The sequence below is a fragment of the Mesorhizobium sp. B2-4-7 genome (assembly GCF_006442685.1).
In the GTDB taxonomy this organism is placed as follows: domain Bacteria; phylum Pseudomonadota; class Alphaproteobacteria; order Rhizobiales; family Rhizobiaceae; genus Mesorhizobium.
Map to the genome: position 1 here is coordinate 37,212 of NZ_VFVH01000010.1, position 25,159 is coordinate 62,370.

A 25,159-nucleotide genomic window follows, 5' to 3' on the forward strand; every position below is an offset into this window, starting at 1 on the left:
GCCTTGTCAAGTTTGCCGGTTGGGGTCAATGCACCGCCGGCAAGCCAAGCTCATCCCATTTTTCCCTGGGCACGGGATCGCCAATTGAAAGCCGACGACGCTTTCGCCGCCCCCAGCCAGTTGGCATCTGAATTTCAGACCATACCATTTTCCGCGACTGCGGAAAGCCGCACCGTTTGCGGCGATTGTCGTCCCGGTGACCTTTTCCTGTGCCGTCGCATAAGGCACCACCCGGTCCGGCTGGAAATCCGCGCGCCATTGGCGGATCTGATCCATGGCCTCGAGATTGCACAACTGCACCATGCGCTCATCCGAGGCGAAGGTTTTGAGATCGGCGCGCGCCTGCCGGCTGCGCGGATCAGCGAGCGCCCTGGCCGACAGCATCTGCGTCGGGCGGATCATGGCCGGTGCAGCGGGAGGTCGAGGCTGAACGGCAGCGGGAGCGGGCGGCGGCGGTTCAGGCGCCTGCGTGGCCGGCACCTCTGGCTCACGCGCCTCGTTTCGTACCGCAACCGCCACCGGCCGCCGCAAGCCTGCTATTCCCGCTCTTTGCGCAGCTTTGCCCAGTAGTCGAGCCGTTTCCTGATATCGCGCTCGAAACCGCGTTCGGGTGGGTCGTAGAAGGTCTGGCGGCCCATCTTTTCCGGAAAATAGTCCTGGCCGGAAAACGCGTCCGGTTCGTCATGATCATAGCGGTAGCCGGCCCCGTAATCTTCGTCCTTCATCAACTTTGTCGGCGCGTTGAGGATGTGCTTGGGCGGCAGCAGCGAACCGTGCTCCTTGGCAGCGCGCGTGGCCGCTTTGAAGGCGGTGTAGACCGCGTTGGATTTGGGCGCCGTGGCGAGATAGACGGTGGCCTCGGCGAAGGCGAGTTCGCCCTCGGGCGAACCCAGATAATCGTAGGCGTCCTTGGCCGCGTTGGCGACGACCAGCGCCTGCGGATCGGCCAGCCCGATGTCCTCCATCGCCATGCGCACCAGCCGGCGGCCGAGATAGAGCGGATCCTCGCCGGCGTCGAACATGCGCGCGAGGTAGTAGAGCGCGGCATCGGGATCGGAGCCGCGCACGGATTTGTGCAGCGCCGAGATCAAATTGTAGTGACCGTCCTGGCCCTTGTCGTAGATCGGCGCCCGACGCTGGATGATGCGCTGCAAGCCTTCGGGGCCGAACACTTCGCCTGGTTTGGCGGCGCGCCACACTTCTTCCGCCAGCGTCAGCGAGGCCCGGCCATCGCCGTCGCTCATGCGGATGAGCATCGCTCGCGCCTCATCATCGAGCGGCAGCGCCCTGCCCTCCGTCTCTTCGGCCCTGGCCAGAAGCTTTGCGATGCTTTCCTCGCCAAGCGAATGGAAAACCAGCACGCGCGCACGCGACAGCAGAGCTGCATTGAGCTCGAAGGACGGATTTTCGGTGGTAGCGCCGACGAGCACGACGGTGCCGTCTTCCATGACTGGAAGGAAGCCGTCCTGCTGGGCGCGGTTGAAGCGGTGGATCTCGTCGACGAACAGCAGGGTCTGGCGGCCATTGGCGCGGCGCAGCTTGGCCGCCTCGAACACTTTCTTCAGGTCGGCTACGCCGGAGAAAACCGCCGAAATCTGCTCGAAGGCAAGGCTGGTTTCACCGGCAAGCAGGCGCGCCACCGTGGTCTTGCCGGTGCCGGGCGGCCCCCAGAAAATCATGGAGCCGAGCGAACCGGAATTAATCAGCCGGGTCAGCGCACCATCGGGGCCGGTCAGATGCTCCTGGCCGACGACCTCGCCAAGGTTTTTCGGGCGCAGCCTGTCTGCCAGCGGCCGGCCTGGCGGCGCCTTTTCCGGTTCATCGACACTGAACAGATCGGCCATGCACTTCTTTTTGGGTTTGGAGCGCGATCTCTTCAGCGATCGAGCTCAGTAACGCAACACCTGGCGCAGTATCTGCCCGCCGCGCTCGACGGTAAAGCGCCACCAGCGCGTATCCTGCTGGGAAGCCTGCGCCAGCGTCGCCGCCGTATCGATTGTCGTGCCGTTGACCTCGCGCACGATGTCGCCCGGCTGGAAGCCGAAATCGGCGGCCGGCGAATCGCGATTGATGTCGACCACGGTGACGCCCTTGATGTCGGTGCGCAGGCCGAGCTTCTGAGCCAGCCGCGGCGATAATTCCGCAACCTTGGCGCCCGAGAAGGGGCTGCGGCCATGCAGCGTCACCTCCGAGGGTTTTGCACCCTCGGGCGCGCGTTCCAGCGCGATGTCCATCGCCGCCTGCTGGCCTTTGGTCAGCACCGCGAAATTGGCCTTTGTACCGATCGACAGCGTCGCCATGCGATAGTCCAGTGCCTCGATGCTCTCGACCGGCCTGCCGTTGATCTGCAGGACGACATCGCCAGGCTTCAATCCGGCCTTGCCGGCCGGTCCGGACGCGTCAACGGACGAGACCAGCGCGCCGGCAGGCTTTTCCATGCCGAGCGATTCAGCGATCTGCGGCGTCACCGCTTCGAACTCGGCCCCGATGTAAGGCCGCTCGAAGAAATCGAGACCGGCCTTGGCGGCATCGGCGAAAGCGCGCACCATGTTGGCAGGAATGGCAAAGCCGATGCCGATCGAGCCGCCGCTGCGGCTGAAGATGGCGGTGTTGATGCCGACCAGCTGGCCGCCCATGTTGATCAGCGCGCCGCCGGAATTGCCGGGATTGATGGCAGCGTCCGTCTGGATGAAATAACCCGAATCCGAAACGCCTATATGGCTGCGGGCAAGTGCGGAAACGATGCCGCTCGTGGTGGTCTGCCCGACACCGAAAGGATTGCCGATGGCCAGCACAAGGTCACCGACTTCGAGCGCATCGGAATCGCCGATGGCGATGACCGGGAATGGCTTGTCGGATTCGATCTTGAGCACGGCAAGATCGAGCGTCTCGTCCTTGAGCATCACCTTGCTGGTGAATTCGCGCCCGTCGGCGGTCGCGACCTTCACCTCGTCGGCATTCTTGATGACGTGGAAATTGGTGACGATGACGCCGCTCGGATCGACAAGCACGCCCGAGCCCAGGGAGGACTGCGCGCGCGGCTGCGCGCGACCGAAGAATTCTTCGAAGAACGGATCGCCTTCGAAGGGCGAAACGACCTTGGCCGTTTGCGAGGCATAGACATTGACCACGGCTGGCGCCGTCTGCTTGACCAATGGCGCGAACGACAACTGCACCTCCTCACGGCCGAACGGCACGCGCTTGTCGGGGCCCGAGGTGGCGTTTTCGCCCTCGACGCCGTGCAGCAGGTCGGTGAGCACGTCGGAGAGGCCCGGATCGGCTTTGGGGGCATCCTCGGCCAATGCCTGCCGGACTGTCGGCGTGGTTGCGAACGCCATAAAGGCGCAGAGCAGAACCAGGGACAGTCTTTTAGCGCGCATTGCGAATCCTCCGTGCGAGTTGGGGCGCATTGTCCCGACGAATGTGCAAAATGAAAGGCTAAGGCGATTAAATCGAATTATTTTGACGCAGGAGCAGCCGAGGCAGCCAGAATATGAAAAAGGGGCCCGCAGGCCCCTTTAAATCATTTGAAAAGCGAAGCCTTAAGCGACTGCGGCTTCCGCATCGGTGCCTTCGGCTTCGAGGCGGGCGCGGTCGCCGGCGCCCTTGGCCTCCGTGTCGCGGTCTACGAATTCGATGACCGCCATCGCGGCATTGTCACCGTGGCGGAAGCCCGCCTTCATGATGCGCAGATAGCCGCCGTTGCGGGTGGCGTAGCGCGGCGCGATGGTGTCGAACAGGCGCTTGACGACGCCTTCATTGCCGATCTGCGCGATCACCTGGCGGCGGGCGTGCAGGTCGCCGCGCTTGCCGAGCGTCACCAGCTTCTCGACGATCGGACGCAGGTCCTTCGCCTTGGGCAAGGTGGTGACGATCTGCTCGTGTTCGAGCAGCGACACGGCAAGGTTGGCAAACATCGACTTGCGATGGCTTATGCTGCGGGCGAACCGGCGGCCTTTAAATCCATGGCGCATGGCTCTTCTCCTTCATTCCAGGTTCGAGAAGCTCCTCGGAGCCTCAATATTGATCTTCGTAACGCTTGGCGAGGTCTTCGATGTTTTCCGGCGGCCAGTCCGGCACTTCCATACCGAGGTGCAGGCCCATCGCCGCCAGGACTTCCTTGATCTCGTTCAGCGACTTGCGGCCGAAGTTCGGGGTACGCAGCATCTCGGCTTCGGTCTTCTGGATGAGATCGCCGATGTAGACGATGTTGTCGTTCTTCAGGCAGTTGGCCGAACGCACCGAAAGCTCGAGTTCGTCGACCTTCTTGAGCAGCGCCGGGTTGAAGGCAAGCTCGGTGACGGCTTCGGTGGCGACTTCCTTCTGCGGCTCGTCGAAATTGACGAACAGGCCAAGCTGGTCCTGCAGGATGCGGGCGGCGAAAGCCACCGCGTCCTCGCCCGAGATCGAACCGTCGGTCTCGATGGTCATGGTCAGCTTGTCGTAGTCGAGAACCTGGCCCTCACGGGTGTTCTCGACCTTGTAGGAGACCTTCTTGACCGGCGAATAGAGGCTGTCGACCGGGATCAGGCCGATCGGCGCATCCTCGGCGCGGTTGCGGTCGGCCGGCACGTAACCCTTGCCGGTATCGACAGTGAATTCCATACGGATTTCAGCGCCCTCGTCCAGCGTGCAGATGACGTGATCCGGATTGAGGATCTCGACGTCGCCCACCGTCTGGATGTCGCCGGCGAGAACCGCACCCGGGCCCTGCTTGCGCACAACCATGCGCTTGGGGCCGTCGCCTTCCATGCGGATGGCGATTTCCTTGATGTTGAGGACGATGTCGGTCACGTCCTCGCGCACGCCGGCGATGGACGAGAATTCATGCAGGACGCCGTCGATCTGTACGGCGGTGACTGCCGCGCCGCGCAGCGAGGACAGAAGCACGCGACGCAACGCGTTGCCGAGCGTGAGGCCGAAGCCGCGTTCGAGCGGCTCGGCCACCAGCGTGGTCAGCGTCTTCTTCTTCGACGAGAACTCGATCTTGTTCGGCTTGATCAGTTCCTGCCAATTTTTCTGGATCATGATGCTTTCCTTCCGTTGACCCGCCACCATCCAATCGTGGCGGGCGACCTGGAAAACCGCGGAGGAACGCTTCTGGCGTTCACGCGGCGTTCGGTAATTCCCTAGACGCGACGCTTCTTGCGCGGACGGCAGCCATTGTGCGGGATCGGGGTCACATCACGGATCGAGGTGATGGTGAAGCCAGCCGCCTGCAGGGCGCGCAGCGCCGATTCACGGCCGGAGCCGGGTCCGCAGACCTCGACCTCGAGCATGCGCATGCCGTGTTCCTGGGCCTTCTTGGCAACATCCTCGGCAGCCATCTGGGCGGCGAAGGGGGTCGACTTGCGCGAACCCTTGAAGCCCTGGGCGCCGGCCGACGACCAGGCGATCGAATTGCCCTGTGCGTCAGTGATGGTGATCATGGTGTTGTTGAAGGTCGAATTGACGTGGGCAACGCCCGACGAGATGTTCTTGCGTTCGCGACGGCGAACACGAGCGGCTTCCTTGGCCATGGTATTCCTTTCAGTTGATCTCTACACCGCCGTAATGCCAGCGGCTCCACCTTGGTAAGGGAGTGGGGAATAGGGCAGTAAGGGAGTAGGGAAAGTGCGACCCGATTGCCGGGCATTCCCTACTGCCTTACTCCCCTACTCCCTTACTCCCTTACTGCCCTAAATTACTTCTTCTTGCCGGCGATCGACTTGGCCGGGCCCTTGCGGGTGCGTGCATTGGTGTGCGTCCGCTGGCCGCGAACCGGCAGCGAGCGACGGTGACGCAGGCCGCGGTAGCAGCCGAGGTCCATGAGCCGCTTGATGTTCATCGACACTTCGCGGCGCAGGTCGCCCTCGACCTGATAGTCGCGGTCGATCGTCTCGCGGATCTGCAGCACTTCCGCGTCGGTCAGCTGGTTGACGCGGCGCTCGGCCGGGATGCCGACCTTGTCGACGATTTCCTGGGCGAACTTCTTGCCGATGCCGTGAATGTACTGAAGCGCGATGACAACGCGCTTGTTGGTCGGAATGTTGACGCCGGCTATACGAGCCATGTTCTTCTCATCTCCATATGGGCCGGCCACCTTCAAAACAAGGTAGGCCCGGCGCTGTCTGCGTTGCCCCGCGTCCGGTGGAGGCCGGCCCTTGCGGGAGTTTCCTGGTCAAAAACGGCTGCCCCGCCCTTGCGGGCAAGCAAACTCCATGCCTGACAGGAAGACGGGCCGCCATACCCCAGCGGACCGCTTCAGTCAAGCACAATCGCTATTTGGCCGAGGCGGCCTCTTTCACCGTCGCCGCGAGCACGGCTTCGATCTCCGACGTCACGGCATCGATACCAGCCATGCCGTCCACGCTCTTCAGCCGGCGCTTGGCATAATAATAGCCGATCAGCGGAGCGGTCTTCTTGTAATATTCCCGCAGGCGCTCCTCGAACACCGCCGGATTGTCGTCCTTGCGCACCGGCTGACCGGCTGCCTTGGCCTCATCGGCGCGCTTGACGATGCGGCCGACCAGCGCCTTGTCATCGACGACAAGCTCGATGACGGTGTCGAGCGCGATGCCACGTTCGTCAAGCATCGATTCAACCGCATCAGCCTGCACCAGCGTACGCGGGTAGCCGTCGAGGATGAAACCATTGGCGCAATCGGGCTGGTCAATGCGCTCGGCCACGATGGCGTTGACGATGGCATCCGAGACCAACTCGCCGGCATCCATGACCGCCTTGGCGCGCTTGCCGACTTCGGTACCGGCCTGGACCGCGGCGCGCAGCATGTCCCCCGTGGAAAGCTGGGGGATGCCGTGTCTCTCTACCAGTCTTTGTGCTTGTGTCCCCTTGCCCGCTCCTGGCGGCCCAAGCAAAATCAACCTCATCTGGCTTTCTTCCCCCCGCGCAGCTTCGACTTCTTGATCAGGCCTTCATACTGGTGCGCGATCAGGTGGCCCTGAATCTGCGCAACCGTGTCGAGCGTGACACTGACCACGATCAGAAGCGATGTGCCACCAAGGTAGAATGGTACGCCAGTCGCCGAGATCAGGAACTCCGGCAGCAGACAGACCAGCACCAGATAGATGGCACCGACGACAGTGATGCGGGTAAGAACGTAGTCGATATAGTCGGCGGTGCGCTCGCCCGGACGATAGCCGGGGATGAAGCCGGAGTGCTTCTTGAGCTGGTCGGCGGTGTCCTTCGGGTTAAAGACGATCGCGGTGTAGAAGAAGGCGAAGAACACGATCATCGCCGCGTAGAACAACATATAGAGCGGCTGGCCATGGCCGAGCGAGGCCAGGATGGTGCTGGCCCAGGCCGGCATGTTCGTGGTCTGCGAGAAGCCGGCGACGGTGGCCGGCAGCAAGAGCAGCGACGAGGCGAAGATCGGCGGGATGACGCCCGACGTGTTGAGCTTGAGCGGCAGGTGAGAAGTGTCGCCCTGGAACATGCGATTGCCGACCTGACGCTTCGGATACTGGATCAGCAGACGCCGCTGGGCGCGCTCGAAGAAGACGATGAGCGCGATGACGACGATGGCCAGCACGATGATCGCCAGGATCAGGCCGGTCGACAGCGCTCCGGTGCGGCCGAGTTCCAGCGTGCCGGAAATGGCATGCGGCAGGCCGGCGACGATGCCGGAGAAGATGATCAGCGAAATGCCGTTGCCGATGCCGCGCGCGGTGATCTGCTCGCCGAGCCACATCAGGAACATGGTGCCGCCGACCAGCGTGACGACGGTCGAGATGCGGAAGAACATGCCGGGATCGCTGACGATGCCGTTGCCGCCTTCAAGCCCGACCGAAATACCATAGGCCTGCACCAGCGCCAGGAGCACCGTGCCGTAGCGCGTGTACTGGTTGATGACCTTGCGGCCCTGCTCGCCTTCCTTCTTCAGCGCTTCCAGCGACGGGATGACCGAGGTCATCAGCTGCATGATGATGGAAGCGGAAATGTAAGGCATGATGCCGAGCGCGAAGATCGCCATGCGTTGCACGGCGCCGCCGGCGAACATGTTGAACATGCCCAGCACGCCCTTGCTCTGCGAAGAGAAGGCCTGCGCGAAGGCATCGGGATTGATGCCGGGAAGCGGGATGTAGGTGCCGAGGCGGTAGACGAGCAGCGCGCCGACGGTGAACCAGATTCGTTTCTTCAGGTCCTCCGCTTTGGCGAAGGCTGAGAAATTCAGATTCGAGGCTAGTTGTTCAGCAGCCGAAGCCATGCCCGATTCTCCGCTTGGTCACGCTTGATGGCCCTAAGGTCAGGCGGCGCGTGTCACCGAAGCTCACGAGATAAGCTCCGGACTGTAAACATGCAAGCGGCCGCGTTGACGCGGCCGCCATATTGAACAGGTCGAAGCGCGATCGAAAGCAAAACCGGATCCGGCCTTGCCGAGCGCGCTTCAAATTGCTGTTACTCGGCGGCCGCCTCTTGCGGCAGCTTGACCGAACCGCCGGCCTTTTCGATCTTCTCGATCGCGGCCTTGGAGGCCCCGGCGACGTCAAAGGCGAGCTTCGCCTTGAGATCGCCGTCCGACAGCACGCGCACGCCGTCCTTCACGCGACGGATGACGCCGGCGGCTACCAGCGCCTCGGCCGTCACGGTCGCCTTCGCATCGAGCTTCTTGGCGTCTACAGCGGCCTGGATACGGGCCAGCGAGACGACGGTGAAGCTCTTGGCGAAGATGTTGTTGAAGCCACGCTTCGGCAGGCGCCGATAGAGCGGCATCTGGCCACCCTCGAAGCCGTTGACGGCGACGCCGGAGCGCGCCTTCTGGCCCTTGACGCCGCGACCGGCAGTCTTGCCGGAACCGGAGCCGATGCCGCGGCCGAGACGCTTCTTCGAATGCGTCGCGCCGTCCTTGTCACGCAGATCGTTGAGTTTCATCTTGCTTCTCCTGCGCCTGTGCTCAGCCCTCGTCCACGACGCGGACGAGATGCTGGACGGCAGCGATCATGCCGCGCACGGAAGGCGTATCTTCCAGCGTGCGCTGCTTGTGCATCTTGTTGAGGCCGAGGCCGACCAGCGTCGCGCGCTGTTCCTTCGGGCGACGGATCGGCGAGCCGATCTGCTCAACGGTGATGGTCTTGGTTGCTTTCTTGGCCATGGTCAAAATCCCTGGTCAGATCGACTATTCTTCAGCCGCGACGGCGGTGCCGCGGCGGGCCTGAAGGGTCGAATACTTGATGCCGCGCGCGGCAGCCACATCCTTGGGATGCATCTGGCTCTTCAGCGCGTCGAAAGTGGCGCGAACCATGTTGTAAGGGTTCGACGAACCCATCGACTTGGCGACCACGTCATGCATGCCGAGCGTCTCGAAGACGGCACGCATCGGGCCGCCGGCGATGATGCCGGTACCTTGCTTGGCGGCGCGCAGGAGAACACGGCCGGCGCCCCAGCGTCCCTCGACATCGTGGTGCAGCGTGCGGCCCGAGCGCAGCGGCACGAAGATCATGTCGCGCTTGGCCGATTCGGTTGCCTTGCGGATGGCTTCCGGCACTTCGCGCGCCTTGCCGTGACCGAAGCCGACGCGGCCCTTCTGGTCGCCGACGACGACGAGTGCTGCAAAACCGAAGCGGCGGCCGCCCTTGACGACCTTGGCGACACGGTTGATGTGGACGAGCTTGTCGACCATGCCGTCATCGCGTTCTTCACGATCGCGGCCGCGGCCGCCATCCCTACGTTCCTGTGCCATATCCTGTTCCTTGTTCTTTTCCGGAAGCACGGGTTGCTGAATGCCGACGCCTCATTGCGGGTCGCCGACGGTGAAAATCATCACTCCCTTGCATGATCCGTTTCGAAAAGTCTGCAACTTTCTGCCGACTTTCGGTCCGGATCAGGCTTAGAAGCTCAAGCCGCCTTCACGAGCCGCCTCGGCCAGCGCCTTGACGCGGCCGTGATAGATGTACGGGCCGCGGTCGAAGACGACTTCCTTGACTCCCGCCTTGGCGGCACGCTCGGCGATCAGCTTGCCAATCGCGGCAGCGGCAGCGGTATCTGCACCGGTTTTGAGCGAACCCTTGAGGTCCTTCTCGAGGGTCGAGGCGGCAGCGATGGTGTGGCCCTTGGCGTCGTCGATGACCTGGACGTAGATGTTCTTCGACGTGCGGTGAACCGACAGGCGCGGACGCTCGCCGGCGACCTTCTTGATCTGGCGGCGGACGCGCTGCGCGCGGCGCTGAGTGGCTTCCTTGGTACCCATGATGGTCTTCCTTGCCTTCAGAAAACGGGGGCCGCCCTGTGCGGTAGGCGAAAGCGCCTCCCGCGACCGCTCCCCGCGGCGTTACACTTCCTGGCTTGGCCCCTTCCGAAAAGTCTGCACCTTCCCGGGGCCAAACCCACTACTTCTTCTTGCCTTCCTTGCGGACGATCTTCTCGCCTGCATAGCGGACGCCCTTGCCCTTGTAGGGCTCGGGGCCGCGGTATTCGCGGATTTCCGCGGCCACCTGGCCGACCTGCTGCTTGTCGATACCGGCAACGGTGATTTCGGTCGGCTTCGGCACGGTGATGGTGATGCCTTGCGGCGTCTCGTAGACGACGTCGTGGCTGAAGCCGAGCGCCAGCTGCAGGTTCTTGCCCTGCAAGGCCGCGCGATAGCCGACGCCGGTGATCTCGAGCTTCTTCTCGAAGCCGTCCTTGACGCCCTGCAGGATGTTGACGATCTGCGTGCGCGACATGCCCCACTTGGAGCGGGCAGTCTTGGACTGGTCGCGCGGCTCGACAGCGATCTCGCTGCCTTCCATCTTGACCAGCACTTCGTCGTTGACCACGAACTTCAGCTCGCCCTTGGGGCCCTTCGCCGTCACGGTCTGGCCGTTGACGGTCGCGGTCACGCCCTGCGGCAGCGAAACGGGTTTCTTTCCAATACGAGACATTTTGTTGTCCTCGTCACTTCTCTTGTTTCAGGTCTCTGTCTTCGGGACGATCCGAAGACCGGATTCCATTTTTTTCGGGATCACGCTGCCGGATCAGAAGATCTGGCAGAGGATCTCGCCACCGACGTTCTGTTCGCGCGCTTCGTGGTCGGCCATCACGCCCTTCGGCGTCGAAAGGATGGCGATACCGAGGCCGTTGGCGACATGCGGGATCGACTTGGCCGAAACGTAAACGCGGCGGCCCGGCTTCGAGACGCGGGCGATTTCGCGCACGACCGGCGCTCCATCGAAATACTTCAGCTCGATCTCGATTTCGGACTTGCCGTTGTCGAAGTCAGTCTGGCTGTAGTCGCGGATATAGCCTTCAGCCTTCAGCACGTCGAGGACGCGGGTGCGCAGACGCGAGGCCGGCGTCGACACGCTCGACTTCTTGCGGCCATAGGCGTTGCGGATGCGGGTCAGCATATCGCCGAGAGGATCGCTCAATGACATGTTATGTCCTCCTTACCAGCTCGACTTGACCAGGCCCGGGATCTGGCCGTTATTGCCGAGATCACGAAGCGCGATGCGCGATACTTTGAGCTTGCGATAATAGGCACGCGGGCGGCCGGTGACTTCGCAGCGGTTGCGGATGCGGATCTTGGCCGAGTTGCGCGGCATGGCGGCAAGCTTGAGCTGAGCGCGGAAGCGCTCTTCCATCGGCTTGGACTGGTCCATGATGATCGCCTTCAGGGCAGCGCGCTTGGGACCGTACTGGTCGGCAAGCTTGCGGCGCCTGTTGTTCTTCTCGACTGAGCTGGTCTTTGCCATTTCAGATTTTTCCTTTTCTCGCTGCCGTTACTGGCGGAAGGGGAAGTTGAAGGCCTTGAGCAGTGCCCTGGCTTCGTCGTCCGTCTTCGCAGTCGTACAAACGATGACGTCCATGCCCCAGATCTGATCAACCTTGTCGTAGTTGATCTCCGGGAACACGATGTGTTCCTTGATGCCCATGGCGTAGTTGCCACGGCCATCGAAGCTCTTCGGATTCAGTCCGCGGAAGTCGCGGACGCGCGGCAGCGCGATGTTCACGAGGCGGTCAAGGAACTCGTACATGCGTTCCTTGCGCAGCGTGACCTTGGCGCCGATCGGCATCTTCTCGCGGACCTTGAAGCCCGCGATCGAATTGCGGGCGCGGGTGACGACGGCCTTCTGGCCGGCGATCATCGCCAGATCCTCGGCCGCGATCGAAGGCTTCTTCGAATCGCCGGTCGCTTCGCCAACGCCCATGTTCAGCACGATCTTGTCGATGCGCGGAACCTGCATCTCGTTGTCGTAGCCGAACTGCTCCTGCAAGGCCTTGCGGATGGTCTCGTTGTAGACCTGCTTGAGGCGCGGCGTGTTCTGGGCAGTCGCCTGCTTGGTTTGAGCCTTAGCCATTGATGACTTCTCCCGAGCGCTTGGCGACGCGCACCTTCTTGCCGTCCTTCTGGAAGATGAAGCCGACGCGGGTCGGCTTGCCATCCTTGGGGTCGGCCAGCGCGATGTTCGACAGCTGGATCGGCGCTTCCTTGGTGATGATCCCGCCCTCTTGGGACTGGGACTGCTTCTGGTGACGACGGATCATGTTGACGCCGCGCACCAGCGCGGTGTCGTCCTTCGGCTGAACCGACAGGACTTCGCCCGAACGGCCCTTGTCCTTGCCAGCCAGCACGACGACCTTGTCGCCTTTTCTAATCTTCTGCATTGGTCCGGCTCCTTACAGCACTTCAGGCGCGAGCGAGATGATCTTCATGTGGTTCTTGGCGCGGAGTTCGCGCGGAACCGGTCCGAAGATACGCGTGCCGATCGGCTCTTTCTTGTTGTCGACAAGAACGGCCGCGTTCTTGTCGAAACGGATCACGCTGCCGTCCGGGCGGCGGATGTCCTTGGCCGTGCGAACCACGACCGCCTTCATCACATCGCCCTTCTTCACGCGGCCGCGCGGGATGGCTTCCTTGATCGACACCACGATGATGTCGCCTACGGAAGCGTATTTCCGCTTCGAGCCGCCCAGCACCTTGATGCACATGACACGACGGGCGCCGGAATTATCCGCGACGTCGAGGTTTGTTTGCATCTGAATCATGACTGGCCGCCTTCTTCTTTTCTAACGGGACGGGTTCTTCACCCCTCCCCGGTCTGTCCAAAATTCGTTTGTTTACGCCCAGAGATCAGGCTTGGTCCGAAGACACGACGATCCAGCGCTTGTCCTTGGAAATCGGCTTCGATTCCTGGATGAACACCTGATCGCCAACCTTGTGGGCGTTGTTCTCGTCGTGCGCCTTGTACTTCTTGGTCATGCGCACGGTCTTCTTCATCACGGGATGCGTGAAGCGCCGTTCGACCTTGACGACAACCGTCTTCTCGTTCTTGTCGCTGACGACGGTGCCCTGCAGAATGCGCTTTGGCATGGTTTTCGTCCTTAAGCCTTCTTAGCCGCGGACTTTTCCGCAGCGATGGTCTTGATACGCGCAATGTCCTTGCGGACCTGCCTCACGCGCGCGGTCTTTTCGAGCTGGCCGGTCGCCTTCTGGAAGCGCAGGTTGAACTGCTCTTTCTTCAGGCTGGCCAGGTCGTCGGTCAGCTGGTCCTGGGTCTTGGTCCGGATGTCTTCGGCTTTCATGATCAGCCCGTCCTTATTCTGCGATGCGCTGTACGAAGCGCGTCCTGACCGAGAGCTTGGCCGCGCCGAGACGCAGTGCCTCACGGGCGGTTTCTTCGTTGACGCCGTCGATCTCGAACATGATCCGGCCCGGCTTGACGCGCGCCGCCCAGTAGTCGACCGCGCCCTTGCCCTTGCCCATGCGGACTTCGGTCGGCTTCGAGGTGACCGGCAGATCCGGGAAAATACGGATCCAGACACGGCCGGCGCGCTTCATCTCGCGGGTGATCGCGCGGCGGGCCGCTTCGATCTCGCGCGCGGTGACGCGGTTCGGCTCAAGCGCCTTCAGCCCGAAACCACCGAAATCCAGGTTGGTCCCGCCCTTGGCGGTACCGTGGATACGGCCCTTGAACTGCTTGCGGAACTTTGTGCGCTTTGGCTGCAGCATCGTTCTAACTCCAAATTCCTAAATGTCTCAGGCGTTTTCGCGACGACGACCGCGTTCGCGATCACCACCACCACCGCCATGCGCATGATCGCCCTCGGTCGCGCGGCGCTCCGAAGCCATCGGGTCGTGCTCGAGGATCTCGCCCTTGAACACCCACACCTTGACGCCGCAGATGCCGTACGCCGTATTCGCCTCGGCCGTGCCGTAGTCGACATCGGCGCGCAGCGTGTGCAGCGGCACGCGGCCTTCGCGGTACCATTCCATGCGCGCGATTTCGGCGCCGCCGAGACGGCCCGAGCAGTTGATGCGGATGCCTTCGGCACCGAGGCGCATCGCCGACTGCACGGCACGCTTCATGGCGCGGCGGAACGCGATGCGGCGCTCGAGCTGCTGGGCGATCGACTGGGCGACCAGGGTCGCGTCGATTTCCGGCTTGCGCACTTCGACGATGTTGAGGTGCGTCTCGGACTTGGTCATCTCCATCAGCTTCTTGCGAAGCTTCTCGATGTCGGCGCCCTTCTTGCCGATGATCAGACCCGGGCGCGCGGCATGGATGGTGACGCGGCACTTTTTGTGCGGACGCTCGATCACGACCTTCGAGATGGCAGCCTGCTTGAGCTCCTTCTCGAGGTACTTGCGGATCTTGATGTCCTCATGCAGCAGCTTGCCGTACTCGCCGGTGTTCGCGAACCAGCGCGAATCCCAGGTGCGGTTGATGCCGAGGCGAAGACCGATCGGATTGACTTTCTGGCCCATTATGCGGCCTCCCCTTTTTCTTCGACTTCACGAACGACGATCGTGAGGTGCGAGAACGGCTTCTCGATACGGCTGGCGCGACCACGGCCCCGGGCATGGAACCGCTTCATGACGATCGACTTGCCGACATAGGCTTCCGCCACGATCAGCGCATCGACGTCGAGGTCGTGGTTGTTTTCCGCGTTGGCGATCGCCGATTCCAGCGTCTTCTTGACCGTGCCGGAAATCCGCTTGGCCGAGAATTCCAGGTCGGAAAGCGCTGTCGCGACCTTCTTGCCGCGGATCAGCGCGGCAACCAGGTTCAGCTTCTGCGGGCTGATACGGATCGTGCGCAGTACGGCGCGCGCTTCGTTGTCAGCAAGCCTGCGCGGAGCTTTGGCCTTGCCCATGATTATTTCCTCTTCGCCTTCTTATCCGCGCCGTGACCGTAATAGGTCCGCGTCGGAGCGAATTCACCGAACTTGTGACCGACCATGTCCTCGTTCACCGAGACGGGAACATGCTTCTGGCCGTTGTAGACACCGAAGGTGAAGCCGACGAACTGCGGCAGGATGGTGGAGCGACGGCTCCACATCTTGATCACCTCATTGCGACCACCTTCACGAACCTTGTCCACCTTCTTGAGAAGGTAGCCGTCGATGAAGGGGCCTTTCCAAATAGAACGAGTCACTTGGCGTTACCTCTTCTTAGCTCTTGCGCTGATGGCGCGAGCGCAGGATGAACTTGTCGGTCGCCTTGTTGGACCGCGTCTTCTTGCCCTTGGTCGGCTTGCCCCACGGCGAGACCGGATGGCGGCCACCGGAGGTGCGGCCTTCACCACCGCCATGCGGGTGGTCGACCGGGTTCATGGTCACGCCGCGATTGTGCGGGCGCTTGCCACGCCAAACCGTGCGGCCGGCCTTGCCGTCGTTGATGTTGCCGTGGTCCGGGTTGGACACGGCACCGACGGTAGCCATGCAGGAGCCGTGAACGACACGCTGCTCGCCCGAGTTGAGGCGCAGGATCGCCATGCCCTGATCGCGGCCGACGAGCTGGGCGTAACCGCCAGCCGAACGGGCGACCTGGGCGCCCTTGCCCGGCTTCAGCTCGATGTTGTGGACGATCGTGCCGACCGGCATCGAGGCCAGCGGCATCGCATTGCCCGGCTTCACGTCGACCGCTTCGCCAGCCACGATCTTGTCGCCTGCGGCAAGGCGCTGCGGAGCGATGATGTAGGACAGTTCGCCATCGTCATACTTGATCAGCGCGATGAAGGCGGTGCGGTTCGGATCGTATTCAATGCGCTCGACCGTGCCGACGACGTCGAACTTGCGGCGCTTGAAATCGATGATGCGGTACGAACGCTTGTGACCGCCGCCGATGAAGCGTGCAGTGATGCGGCCGTAATTGTTACGGCCGCCCGACTTGGTCAGGCCCTCGGTCAGACCCTTGACGGGCTTGCCCTTGTAGAGGCCCGAGCGGTCGACGATGACCAGCTGACGGGTGCTCGGCGTTATCGGGTTGAATTTTTTAAGTGCCATTGTCCTGTCCTCGCGGCCTTGCTCAGAGACCCGTCGCGACGTCGATCGACTGGCCGTCGGCCAGCGTCACTACCGCCTTCTTGACGTCGCTCTGGCGGCCGATCGTGCCGCGGAAGCGCTTGATCTTGCCCTTGCGGACAAGCGTGTTCACGGCCATCACCTTGACGCCGAACAGCGCTTCGACGGCGGCCTTGATTTCCGGCTTCGACGCCTTCTTGGCGACGTTGAAGACGACCTGGTTCTGCTCGGAAGCCATGGTCGACTTTTCGGTGATCGCCGGGCTGACGATTACGTCGTAGTGACGAAGGTCGGTCATTTAAAGCGCTCCTCGAGAGCCTCGACGGCGGCCTTCGAAAGGACCAGCGTGCCGCGGCGCAGAATGTCGTATACGTTGATGCCCTGGATGGGCAGCACGTCGATGTTCGGGATGTTGGTCGCGGCCAGCTTGAAGTTCCGGTCGAGCTCGGCGCCACCAATCACCAGGGCGTTCGTCAGGCCCAGCGTCGCGAAATTCGCGATCAGCGCCTTGGTCTTTGCCTCGGTCAGCTTCAGCTCGTCGATGACGATGATCGACGCGCTCTTGGCCTTGGCCGAGAGAGCATGCTTGAGGCCGAGCGCGCGGACCTTCTTCGGCAGCTCGTGCTCGTGGCTGCGAACGACCGGTCCATGAGCCTTGCCGCCGCCGCGGAACTGCGGAGCGCGTGCCGAATGGTGACGGGCCCGGCCCGTACCCTTCTGTTTGTACATCTTGGCGCCGGTGCGCGCGATCTCGGCGCGGCCCTTGGCCTTGTGCGTGCCCTGCTGCTTCTTGGCGAGTTGCCAGCGCACGACGCGCTGCAAAATGTCCTCGCGCGGATCAAGGCCGAAAATCTCCTCGGAGAGTTTCACCTTGCCGGCGTCCTTGCCGCCCAGCGTTGTGATCTTGAGATCCATTATTCCGCTCCCTCTGTGGCCGGAGCCTCATTCTTCGTGCCCATACCGGCAGCAACTGGGCGGATCGCGGCGGGCTTCGGCGCATTGGCCGGAAGCGCCACCTTGGCGGCGTCGCGAACCAGGATCCACGCACCCTTCGACCCGGGAACCGCGCCGCGGATCAGGATCAGGCCGCGGTCGGCATCGGTCGAGACGATCTCGACGTTCTGTGTGGTGACGCGCGTGTCGCCCATGTGGCCGGCCATCTTCTTGCCCTTGAACACCTTGCCGGGGTCCTGGCGCTGGCCGGTCGAGCCGTGCGTGCGGTGCGAGACCGAGTTACCGTGGGTCGCGCGGCCACCACCCATGTGGTGGCGCTTGATGACGCCCTGGAAACCCTTGCCGATCGTCGTGCCGGTGACGTCGACCTTCTGGCCGGCGACGAAATGCTCGACGGTGATCTCGGCGCCGACATCGATCATGTTGTCGGCGGAGACGCGGAACTCGGCAAGCTTGGCCTTCGGCTCGACGGAAGCGGTCGCGAAATGGCCGCGCATCGCCTTCGACGTGTTCTTCACCTTGGCAAGGCCAACGCCGAGCTGAACGGCGGTGTAGCCATTCTTCTCCTGCGTGCGCTGCGCCACGACCTGGCAGTTCTCCATCTGGAGAACGGTGACGGGAACATGTTCCCCGGCATCGTTGTAGATGCGGGTCATTCCCACCTTCTTTGCAATCACACCTGAACGCATCGGTTCAATTCCTTTAGAGTTCCGGGCCAGGGGCACCGCCCCTTACCGCGCTCTCATTCCCTTAGAGCTTGATCTCGACGTCGACACCGGCGGCCAGATCGAGCTTCATCAAAGCATCGACGGTCTGCGGGGTCGGATCGACGATATCGAGCAGACGCTTGTGCGTGCGCATCTCGAACTGCTCGCGGCTCTTCTTGTCGACGTGAGGCGACCGGTTGACCGTGAACTTTTCGATCCGCGTCGGCAGCGGAATGGGGCCGCGGACGTTGGCACCGGTGCGCTTGGCCGTCGACACGATTTCGCGCGTCGAGGCGTCGAGCACCCGGTGATCAAACGCCTTCAGGCGGATGCGGATATTCTGTCCGTTCATGCGTCACTTCCTTGTTCTGGCGCGGCGCGGGCACCCGCGCCCGCGACAGATCGGTTTAAGTCCAAATTACTCTTTGATGGTGACGACGATGCCGGCACCGACGGTGCGGCCGCCTTCACGGATGGCGAAGCGCAGCTTCTCTTCCATGGCGATCGGCACGATCAGCTCGACGTCGACCGTGATGTTGTCGCCAGGCATCACCATCTCGGTGCCGGCCGGCAGCGACACGATGCCGGTCACGTCGGTGGTGCGGAAGTAGAACTGCGGACGGTAGTTGGTGAAGAACGGCGTGTGACGGCCACCCTCGTCCTTGGTCAGGATGTAGGCTTCGGCCACGAACTTCTTGTGCGGCTTCACCGAACCGGGCTTGGCCAGAACCTGGCCGCGCTCGACACCTTCACGGTCGACACCGCGCAGCAGCGCGCCGATGTTGTCGCCCGCCTGGCCCTGGTCGAGCAGCTTGCGGAACATCTCGACGCCCGTGCAGGTCGTCTTGGTGGTCGGACGGATGCCGATGATCTCCAGCTCCTCGCCGACCTTGACCACGCCGCGCTCGACGCGACCGGTCACGACCGTGCCGCGGCCCGAGATCGAGAACACGTCCTCGATCGGCATCAGGAACGGCTTGTCGAGCGGACGAACCGGCGTCGGGATGTAGGCGTCGACCTGAGCCATCAGCTCGCGGATCGCGTCCTCGCCGATCTTCTTGTCCGAATCTTCCAGAGCCGCCAGCGCCGAACCCTTGACGATCGGAATGTCGTCGCCGGGGAACTCGTTCTTGGTCAGCAATTCGCGAACCTCGAGCTCGACCAGCTCAAGCAGCTCGGCATCGTCGACCTGGTCGACCTTGTTCAAAAACACCACGATCGACGGCACGCCGACCTGGCGGGCCAAAAGGATGTGCTCGCGGGTCTGCGGCATCGGGCCGTCGGCGGCCGACACAACCAGGATCGCGCCGTCCATCTGCGCGGCACCGGTGATCATGTTCTTCACATAGTCGGCGTGGCCGGGGCAGTCGACATGGGCGTAGTGGCGGTTCTCCGTCTCGTACTCAACGTGAGCCGTCGAAATCGTGATGCCGCGCGCCTTCTCTTCCGGCGCCGCGTCAATCTGGTCATAGCGCTTGTATTCGCCAAAATACTTGGTGATCGCTGCCGTCAAAGACGTCTTGCCATGATCAACGTGGCCAATCGTGCCGATGTTCACATGCGGCTTGGTGCGCTCGAATTTACCTTTTGCCATGTGATGTCTCCATTCCTGCTCGCCCGTACGGGCTCTTAATTAAGTTGCCGCAGCACCCTGCCGGGTTACGCGTATTTCTTCTGGACTTCCTGGGCGACCGCGGTCGGGACCGGCTCGTAATGGTCGAACTGCATCGTGTAGGCCGCACGGCCCTGGCTCATCGAGCGCAGATTGTCGACGTACTTGAACATGTTGGCGAGCGGCACCATCGCGTTGATGACGACTGCCACGCCGCGGGCTTCCTGGCCCTGGATCTGGCCACGACGGCCGTTGAGGTCGCCGATGACACCGCCGACATAATCTTCCGGCGTCACGACCTCGACCTTCATGATCGGCTCGAGCAGCTGCACGCCGAGCTTCGGCGAAGCTTCCATAAAGCAAGCGCGGGAAGCGATTTCGAATGCGAGCACCGAAGAGTCGACGTCGTGGAAAGCGCCGTCGATCAAGGTAGCCTTGACGCCGATCATCGGGAACCCGGCAAACGGGCCGGAACCCATCTTGCTCAGCAGGCCCTTCTCGACACCCGGGATGTATTCCTTCGGCACAGCGCCGCCGACGATCTTGGATTCGAACACGAAATCCTCGCCATCGGGGTTCGGCTCGAACACGATCTTCACGCGGGCGAACTGCCCGGTACCACCGGTCTGCTTCTTGTGCGTGTAGTCCTGCTCGTGCCTGCGGGTGATCGTCTCGCGATAAGCCACCTGCGGCGCACCAACATTGGCCTCGACCTTGAACTCGCGGCGCATGCGGTCGACGATGATGTCGAGGTGCAGCTCGCCCATGCCGGAAATGATGGTCTGGCCGCTTTCCTCGTCGGTCTTGACGCGGAAGGACGGATCCTCGGCAGCCAGGCGATGCAGCGCGAGGCCCATCTTTTCCTGGTCGTTCTTGGTCTTCGGCTCGATCGCGATCTGGATGACCGGATCGGGGAATTCCATACGCTCGAGGATGACCGGATGAAGCGGATCGCACAGCGTATCGCCGGTGGTCGTGTCCTTGAGACCTGCGAGAGCGACGATGTCGCCGGCATAGGCCTCTTCAACGTCGGCACGGGAATTCGCATGCATCTGCAGCATGCGGCCGATGCGCTCTTTCTTGCCCTTCACGGTGTTGTCGACCGAGATGCCCTTGGTGAGCTTGCCCGAATAGATACGGGCAAAGGTCAGCGAACCGACGAACGGGTCGTTCATGATCTTGAACGCCAGCATCGACAGCGGCTCGTTGTCGTCGGCGTGACGCTCGATCTCGGCGTCGGTCTTGGCATCGACACCCTTGATCGCGGGCACATCGGCCGGCGACGGCAGGTATTCCACGACGGCGTCGAGCAGAGGCTGCACGCCCTTGTTCTTGAATGCCGAGCCGCAGAACATCGGGAAGAACTTGACCGCGATGGTGCCCTTGCGGATCAGCGCGCGGATCTCGTCATTCGACGGCATCTTGCCTTCGAGGTAGTTCTCAAGAGCCGTCTCGTCCATCTCGACGGCGGCCTCGATCATCTTCTCGCGGTATTCCTCGGCGCGGGCCTTGAGGTCGGCCGGGATCTCGACGACGTCCCAGGCAGCGCCCAGCGTCTCGTCGCGCCAGACCAGCGCGTTCATCTCGACCAGGTCGACGACGCCCTTGAATTCGGTCTCGGCGCCGATCGGCAGCTGCATGACGACAGCCTGCGCACCGAGGCGCGAGCCGATCATCTCGACCGAGCGGTAGAAGTCGGCGCCGGTCTTGTCCATCTTGTTGCAGAAGATCATACGCGGCACGCGGTACTTGTCGGCCTGGCGCCAGACGGTTTCCGTCTGCGGCTCCACACCGGCATTGGCGTCGAGCAGCGCGATGGCGCCGTCAAGCACGCGCAGCGAACGCTCGACCTCGATGGTGAAGTCGACGTGTCCGGGCGTGTCGATGATGTTGAAGCGGTGCATCTTGCCGTCACGGCCCTTCCAGAAGGTCGTGGTCGCGGCCGACGTAATCGTGATGCCGCGCTCCTGCTCCTGCTCCATCCAGTCCATGGTCGCGGCGCCGTCGTGCACTTCGCCGATCTTGTGCGACTTGCCCGTGTAATAGAGGACGCGCTCGGTGGTCGTCGTCTTGCCGGCGTCGATATGCGCCATGATACCGAAATTGCGGTAGTCTTCGATTTTATATTCGCGAGCCATCGTAACTGCCTCTCAGTCTCTTTCGCGCTTTACCAGCGGTAGTGCGCGAAGGCGCGGTTGGCTTCAGCCATCTTGTGGGTGTCTTCACGCTTCTTCACTGCGGTGCCGCGGTTGTTGGCCGCGTCCATCAGCTCGCCGGAAAGGCGGTCGACCATGGTGGTCTCGTTGCGGTTGCGGGCCGCGGCGATCAGCCAACGAATGGCCAGCGCCTGACGGCGCTCGGGGCGCACGTCGACCGGAACCTGGTAGGTGGCGCCGCCGACGCGACGCGAACGCACTTCCACATGCGGCGCGACATTGTCGAGCGCCTGATGGAAGACGGTGACCGGCTCCTGCTTGGTCTTCGACTGGACCTGGTCGAGCGCGCCGTAGACGATGGTCTCGGCAACCGACTTCTTGCCGTCATACATGACGGCGTTCATGAACTTGGTGACGATCAGATCGCCGAACTTGGGGTCCGGATTGATCTCACGCTTTTCTGCACTGTGACGACGGGACATGGCTTTTGTCTCTCAATCTCTCATAGCCCGGCGCAATCAAAAAAGCGCCGAAGCCGGAAAACCTTACTTCGGACGCTTGGCACCGTATTTCGAACGGCGCTGCTTGCGGTTCTTCACACCCTGCGTGTCGAGCACACCGCGGATGATGTGGTAACGGACACCCGGAAGGTCCTTGACGCGGCCGCCGCGGATCATGACCACGGAATGCTCCTGAAGGTTGTGACCTTCGCCGGGGATGTAACCGATCACCTCGAAACCATTGGTCAGGCGGATCTTGGCCACCTTGCGCAGCGCCGAGTTCGGCTTCTTCGGCGTCGTTGTGTAGACGCGCGTGCAGACGCCCCGCTTCTGCGGGTTCTGCTGCATGGCCGGGACCTTGTTGCGCTTCACCGGCGCAATGCGCGGCTTGCGGATCAGCTGGTTGACGGTAGGCATTAAACCCTCTTGTCTCTCAATTCCGTGTCTCGTGCCGGTCAAGGCTCGCTCAAAGCGTCATTTCCATACGCAAATTCGGGCCACAAACCGCGCCTTGCGGTCTTGCCCGAACAAATCGCAGAGGAAGCGGATACCGCTTCATGCACGCCGGAAATGTCTTTTCGCTCGTAAAACGAACCCTGTTTGAGGCAAACTCCAAAGCGTGTCGCTTCGGAAGGGAGAGCCTCACATCGGTTCTGACTGGGCGGCTTCTACTCGCAAGCCCGCGTACCGTCAACCCCGGAGCGGCAAATATTGCATTGAAGCCGGGGCTTGGCAGCCATGCGTAAACCGCAGGTAATTTTCTTTCGTCATTTTGCAAGGGCGAGGAAGAAAGTGACCGGGTTTTGGCTGTTGCGCGGCGCGGCTTCATGCGAAAAAGCCGCATGAACAGTCAAAGCCCCTCGCCGCGAAGGAATCGGCCCGTGAACGACAACGAGGAACGCCCGGTCACCATCATCACCGGCCGGGTGTGGAAGAGAAAAGGCGGCAAGCCGGAAGGCGTGCACGTCATGCTGGTTGCGCCTGATGACGATTCGGCGGTGCGCCGTGCGCTCGAATCGCTGGCGGCGGAGGGTTACGCCGAAGCCGAGCTCGACCAGATCGGCGACATGGAGGGCGAGCCCGACGAGGAGCCGCATCTTTCGGCCTTCCAGGGCGCGCTCGAAGGCGAAGTATCGATCGTGACCTTTGACGTGCCGATCTGAAAGCGTGCCGGCCCTTGCCGTTCGAATCGCCGCTGAAGCCTTCCAACGAGTGAAAGGCCCACGCTGCAGCTCCGGCAAAGACGGAGTTGACCTTTCGGCTTCGGCTTGTCCGGGGCAAGTGTTCTGATAAGAAGCGCTCACCATCATCCACAGACGGAGCGGCCGTGTCCCAGCCCATCAAGATAGGTATTGTCGGTGTCGGCAAGATCGTCCGCGACCAGCACCTTCCGGCGCTCGCCAAGGACCGGGACTACCGGCTGCTCGCCGCTGCCAGCCGGCATGGCAAGGTTGAAGACATCCAGAATTTTCCCGATATCGAGACGATGCTTGGCGCCGTTCCCGAACTCGACGCCGTCTCACTCTGTATGCCGCCGCAATTCCGCTACCATGCCGCGCGCATCGCACTCGACGCGAAGAAGCACGTGTTCCTGGAAAAGCCGCCCGGCGCCACGGTCAGCGAGGTCGAGGACCTGAAGGCGCTGGCGGCGAAACAGGGCGTGTCGCTGTTCGCCAGTTGGCATTCGCGCTATGCTCCGGCGGTGGAAGCGGCACGGACATTCTTGGCATCGACGAAGATCAGATCAGCGGCGATCGTCTGGAAGGAAGACGTGCGCCGCTGGCACCCGAACCAGGACTGGATCTGGCAACCTGGCGGCTTCGGCGTCTTCGATCCAGGCATCAACGCGCTGTCGATCGCGACCTACATCCTGCCCGCCATGTACATCACCTCGGCCGCGCTCGATTTCCCGGAGAACCGCGACGCGCCGATCGCAGCCCAGGTCGCCTTCCGTGCGGCGAATGGTTCGGCGGTGACGATGGATCTCGATTGGCTCCAGACCGGACCGCAGAGCTGGGACATTCTTGCCGATACCGATACCGGCAAGATGGTGCTCTCGGGCGGTGGCTCGAAACTCGCCATCGACGGCCGCGTCGTCCATGAAGAACCGGAAGCGGAATATCCTGAACTCTACAGGCGTTTCGCCGAGATCGTGCGCGCCGGTATCTCCGATGTCGACCTGGCGCCGCTCCAGCATGTCGCCGACGCCTTCATGCTCGGCAAGCGCAATGTGGTCGAAGCGTTCTTCGACTGAACAGCGACTGTCGCCCGGATCTCGGATCCGACCGCCATCGCAACAACTCAATCGACAATCGCTATGGCAAACCCGTCATAGCCCTTGGCGCCGACAGTCTGGATCGCGGTGCCGTCCAGGCGCTTGTCGGCACCGATGAAAGAGAATGCAGCGCGTGCACCTTCGACATTGGCGTCGCGACCATCCTCAACGAGCACCGCGCCGTCACGGATGACGTTGTCGCAGACGATGACCGTTCCCGAGCGCGAGAGCCGCATGGCCCAGGAGAGATAGTTGGGGTTGTTAGGCTTGTCGGCGTCGATGAAAACGAGGTCGAACGGCCCGGCGTTTTCGGCGCCCAGAGCAGTGAGAGACTGCAGCGCCGGCCCGACCCGCAGATCGACCCGTCGGGAAACCCCTGCCCGCTCGAAATTCGAACGCGCGACCTTGGCGTGGTGCGGATCGAGTTCGAGCGTCACGATCTTGCCGCCGGCCGGCAATCCCCGCGCCATCCAGATGGTGGAATAACCGCCCAGCGTACCAATCTCGAGCACCTTTTTCGCGCCGCGAATGCGCACCAGCAGCGAGAGCAGCTTTCCTTGCGCCGCCGAGACGTCGATCGCCGGCAAGCCACCGTCGCGGTTGGCCGCCAGGACCGCGTCGAGAACGGGATCCGCCTCGAAGAGCAAGGAAACGATGTAGTTATCGACAGCCGTCCAGGTTTTCGTGCTCATCTGCCTTCCTCGATTGTTCGTTGAAACGAAAAGGCCGCCGGG

The 25,159-nt window shown here is 62.5% G+C and carries 37 protein-coding genes; 2 read left to right on the plus strand and 35 right to left on the minus strand.

Annotated elements, in window-relative coordinates:
* Positions 1-6: 6 nt before the first annotated feature.
* The 34 genes from FJ946_RS23360 to rpsL form a co-directional block, all read right to left on the minus strand.
* On the minus strand, positions 7-402 hold the full coding sequence (locus FJ946_RS23360) for a DUF930 domain-containing protein (protein WP_246673007.1): 396 nt from the start codon (positions 400-402) through the stop codon (positions 7-9).
* A gap of 134 nt (positions 403-536) precedes the next feature.
* On the minus strand, positions 537-1,844 hold the full coding sequence (locus tag FJ946_RS23365; protein ID WP_140557280.1) for a replication-associated recombination protein A: 1,308 nt from the start codon (positions 1,842-1,844) through the stop codon (positions 537-539).
* 45 nt (positions 1,845-1,889) lie between these two features.
* Positions 1,890-3,380, minus strand: coding sequence for a DegQ family serine endoprotease (locus FJ946_RS23370; RefSeq protein ID WP_140501281.1), 1,491 nt, complete (start codon positions 3,378-3,380; stop codon positions 1,890-1,892).
* Between the two features lie 162 nt (positions 3,381-3,542).
* Complete coding sequence (gene rplQ / locus FJ946_RS23375; protein ID WP_140564596.1) at positions 3,543-3,974, minus strand: 50S ribosomal protein L17; 432 nt, start codon at positions 3,972-3,974, stop codon at positions 3,543-3,545.
* A 43-nt stretch (positions 3,975-4,017) separates the two neighbouring features.
* Positions 4,018-5,028, minus strand: coding sequence for a DNA-directed RNA polymerase subunit alpha (locus FJ946_RS23380; RefSeq protein WP_023682599.1), 1,011 nt, complete (start codon positions 5,026-5,028; stop codon positions 4,018-4,020).
* Positions 5,029-5,129: 101 nt separating this feature from the next.
* Positions 5,130-5,519 carry a 30S ribosomal protein S11 gene (rpsK, locus tag FJ946_RS23385; RefSeq protein ID WP_006205444.1) on the minus strand — a complete coding sequence of 130 codons (390 nt, stop codon included), beginning with the start codon at positions 5,517-5,519 and terminating at the stop codon, positions 5,130-5,132.
* A gap of 164 nt (positions 5,520-5,683) precedes the next feature.
* Entirely contained in the window at positions 5,684-6,052 is a 369-nt protein-coding gene (gene rpsM, locus FJ946_RS23390; protein ID WP_006205445.1) for a 30S ribosomal protein S13, read from the minus strand.
* 208 nt (positions 6,053-6,260) lie between these two features.
* Positions 6,261-6,869 (minus strand): adenylate kinase, encoded by a 609-nt coding sequence (locus FJ946_RS23395; RefSeq protein WP_140501277.1) that lies wholly within the window; start codon positions 6,867-6,869, stop codon positions 6,261-6,263.
* Positions 6,866-8,206 (minus strand): preprotein translocase subunit SecY, encoded by a 1,341-nt coding sequence (secY, locus tag FJ946_RS23400; protein ID WP_140501275.1) that lies wholly within the window; start codon positions 8,204-8,206, stop codon positions 6,866-6,868. Before secY ends, FJ946_RS23395 begins: the two co-directional genes overlap by 4 nt.
* A 191-nt stretch (positions 8,207-8,397) precedes the next feature.
* Positions 8,398-8,871, minus strand: coding sequence for a 50S ribosomal protein L15 (rplO, locus tag FJ946_RS23405; protein ID WP_140501273.1), 474 nt, complete (start codon positions 8,869-8,871; stop codon positions 8,398-8,400).
* A 22-nt stretch (positions 8,872-8,893) separates the two neighbouring features.
* A complete protein-coding gene (gene rpmD / locus FJ946_RS23410; protein WP_006205449.1) occupies positions 8,894-9,091 on the minus strand; it encodes a 50S ribosomal protein L30 in 198 nt (65 codons plus the stop codon).
* Between the two features lie 24 nt (positions 9,092-9,115).
* The gene (rpsE, locus tag FJ946_RS23415; protein ID WP_006333394.1) at positions 9,116-9,679 is read right to left on the minus strand and encodes a 30S ribosomal protein S5; all 564 of its coding nucleotides are present in this window, start codon (positions 9,677-9,679) and stop codon (positions 9,116-9,118) included.
* 147 nt (positions 9,680-9,826) lie between these two features.
* Positions 9,827-10,186, minus strand: coding sequence for a 50S ribosomal protein L18 (rplR, locus tag FJ946_RS23420; protein WP_140501271.1), 360 nt, complete (start codon positions 10,184-10,186; stop codon positions 9,827-9,829).
* A 139-nt stretch (positions 10,187-10,325) separates the two neighbouring features.
* Complete coding sequence (gene rplF / locus FJ946_RS23425; RefSeq protein WP_140501269.1) at positions 10,326-10,859, minus strand: 50S ribosomal protein L6; 534 nt, start codon at positions 10,857-10,859, stop codon at positions 10,326-10,328.
* 93 nt (positions 10,860-10,952) lie between these two features.
* Entirely contained in the window at positions 10,953-11,351 is a 399-nt protein-coding gene (gene rpsH, locus FJ946_RS23430; RefSeq protein WP_006205453.1) for a 30S ribosomal protein S8, read from the minus strand.
* A gap of 12 nt (positions 11,352-11,363) precedes the next feature.
* On the minus strand, positions 11,364-11,669 hold the full coding sequence (gene rpsN, locus FJ946_RS23435) for a 30S ribosomal protein S14 (protein ID WP_013895695.1): 306 nt from the start codon (positions 11,667-11,669) through the stop codon (positions 11,364-11,366).
* A gap of 27 nt (positions 11,670-11,696) precedes the next feature.
* The gene (rplE, locus tag FJ946_RS23440) at positions 11,697-12,275 is read right to left on the minus strand and encodes a 50S ribosomal protein L5 (protein WP_023717521.1); all 579 of its coding nucleotides are present in this window, start codon (positions 12,273-12,275) and stop codon (positions 11,697-11,699) included.
* On the minus strand, positions 12,268-12,582 hold the full coding sequence (gene rplX, locus FJ946_RS23445; RefSeq protein WP_006205456.1) for a 50S ribosomal protein L24: 315 nt from the start codon (positions 12,580-12,582) through the stop codon (positions 12,268-12,270). The genes rplE and rplX overlap by 8 nt, the downstream gene beginning before the upstream one ends.
* A 12-nt stretch (positions 12,583-12,594) precedes the next feature.
* Complete coding sequence (gene rplN / locus FJ946_RS23450) at positions 12,595-12,963, minus strand: 50S ribosomal protein L14 (protein WP_006205457.1); 369 nt, start codon at positions 12,961-12,963, stop codon at positions 12,595-12,597.
* Between the two features lie 85 nt (positions 12,964-13,048).
* The gene (gene rpsQ / locus FJ946_RS23455) at positions 13,049-13,288 is read right to left on the minus strand and encodes a 30S ribosomal protein S17 (RefSeq protein WP_010909280.1); all 240 of its coding nucleotides are present in this window, start codon (positions 13,286-13,288) and stop codon (positions 13,049-13,051) included.
* A gap of 11 nt (positions 13,289-13,299) precedes the next feature.
* On the minus strand, positions 13,300-13,500 hold the full coding sequence (gene rpmC, locus FJ946_RS23460; RefSeq protein ID WP_006205459.1) for a 50S ribosomal protein L29: 201 nt from the start codon (positions 13,498-13,500) through the stop codon (positions 13,300-13,302).
* A 13-nt stretch (positions 13,501-13,513) separates the two neighbouring features.
* On the minus strand, positions 13,514-13,927 hold the full coding sequence (gene rplP / locus FJ946_RS23465) for a 50S ribosomal protein L16 (protein ID WP_027026963.1): 414 nt from the start codon (positions 13,925-13,927) through the stop codon (positions 13,514-13,516).
* Positions 13,928-13,954: 27 nt separating this feature from the next.
* Positions 13,955-14,683, minus strand: coding sequence for a 30S ribosomal protein S3 (gene rpsC / locus FJ946_RS23470; RefSeq protein ID WP_140501263.1), 729 nt, complete (start codon positions 14,681-14,683; stop codon positions 13,955-13,957).
* The gene (gene rplV, locus FJ946_RS23475) at positions 14,683-15,072 is read right to left on the minus strand and encodes a 50S ribosomal protein L22 (RefSeq protein ID WP_006205462.1); all 390 of its coding nucleotides are present in this window, start codon (positions 15,070-15,072) and stop codon (positions 14,683-14,685) included. Before rplV ends, rpsC begins: the two co-directional genes overlap by 1 nt.
* Positions 15,073-15,074: 2 nt before the next feature.
* Positions 15,075-15,353 carry a 30S ribosomal protein S19 gene (rpsS, locus tag FJ946_RS23480; protein WP_006205463.1) on the minus strand — a complete coding sequence of 93 codons (279 nt, stop codon included), beginning with the start codon at positions 15,351-15,353 and terminating at the stop codon, positions 15,075-15,077.
* Positions 15,354-15,369: 16 nt separating this feature from the next.
* Complete coding sequence (gene rplB / locus FJ946_RS23485; RefSeq protein WP_140501261.1) at positions 15,370-16,203, minus strand: 50S ribosomal protein L2; 834 nt, start codon at positions 16,201-16,203, stop codon at positions 15,370-15,372.
* A 22-nt stretch (positions 16,204-16,225) separates the two neighbouring features.
* Positions 16,226-16,519, minus strand: a complete 294-nt coding sequence (locus FJ946_RS23490) for a 50S ribosomal protein L23 (RefSeq protein ID WP_006205465.1) — start codon at positions 16,517-16,519, stop codon at positions 16,226-16,228.
* Positions 16,516-17,136, minus strand: coding sequence for a 50S ribosomal protein L4 (rplD, locus tag FJ946_RS23495; protein ID WP_140501259.1), 621 nt, complete (start codon positions 17,134-17,136; stop codon positions 16,516-16,518). Before rplD ends, FJ946_RS23490 begins: the two co-directional genes overlap by 4 nt.
* Positions 17,136-17,864 carry a 50S ribosomal protein L3 gene (gene rplC, locus FJ946_RS23500; RefSeq protein WP_140501257.1) on the minus strand — a complete coding sequence of 243 codons (729 nt, stop codon included), beginning with the start codon at positions 17,862-17,864 and terminating at the stop codon, positions 17,136-17,138. Before rplC ends, rplD begins: the two co-directional genes overlap by 1 nt.
* Before the next feature lie 61 nt (positions 17,865-17,925).
* Entirely contained in the window at positions 17,926-18,234 is a 309-nt protein-coding gene (rpsJ, locus tag FJ946_RS23505) for a 30S ribosomal protein S10 (RefSeq protein WP_006205468.1), read from the minus strand.
* Positions 18,235-18,300: 66 nt separating this feature from the next.
* Positions 18,301-19,476, minus strand: a complete 1,176-nt coding sequence (gene tuf / locus FJ946_RS23510) for an elongation factor Tu (RefSeq protein WP_140515452.1) — start codon at positions 19,474-19,476, stop codon at positions 18,301-18,303.
* A 65-nt stretch (positions 19,477-19,541) separates the two neighbouring features.
* Positions 19,542-21,632 (minus strand): elongation factor G, encoded by a 2,091-nt coding sequence (fusA, locus tag FJ946_RS23515; RefSeq protein WP_140501638.1) that lies wholly within the window; start codon positions 21,630-21,632, stop codon positions 19,542-19,544.
* A 29-nt stretch (positions 21,633-21,661) separates the two neighbouring features.
* Positions 21,662-22,132, minus strand: coding sequence for a 30S ribosomal protein S7 (gene rpsG / locus FJ946_RS23520; RefSeq protein ID WP_008875664.1), 471 nt, complete (start codon positions 22,130-22,132; stop codon positions 21,662-21,664).
* A 63-nt stretch (positions 22,133-22,195) separates the two neighbouring features.
* On the minus strand, positions 22,196-22,567 hold the full coding sequence (gene rpsL / locus FJ946_RS23525; RefSeq protein WP_006333356.1) for a 30S ribosomal protein S12: 372 nt from the start codon (positions 22,565-22,567) through the stop codon (positions 22,196-22,198).
* 464 nt (positions 22,568-23,031) lie between these two features.
* Between rpsL and FJ946_RS23530 the strand changes: the two genes are divergently transcribed.
* Positions 23,032-23,313, plus strand: coding sequence for a transcriptional regulator (locus FJ946_RS23530; RefSeq protein ID WP_140501636.1), 282 nt, complete (start codon positions 23,032-23,034; stop codon positions 23,311-23,313).
* A 164-nt stretch (positions 23,314-23,477) separates the two neighbouring features.
* Complete coding sequence (locus tag FJ946_RS23535) at positions 23,478-24,404, plus strand: Gfo/Idh/MocA family oxidoreductase (protein ID WP_140564598.1); 927 nt, start codon at positions 23,478-23,480, stop codon at positions 24,402-24,404.
* 47 nt (positions 24,405-24,451) lie between these two features.
* Here the strand turns inward: FJ946_RS23535 and FJ946_RS23540 are convergent, their stop codons facing one another.
* Entirely contained in the window at positions 24,452-25,117 is a 666-nt protein-coding gene (locus tag FJ946_RS23540; protein WP_140564600.1) for an O-methyltransferase, read from the minus strand.
* Positions 25,118-25,159: the final 42 nt, after the last annotated feature.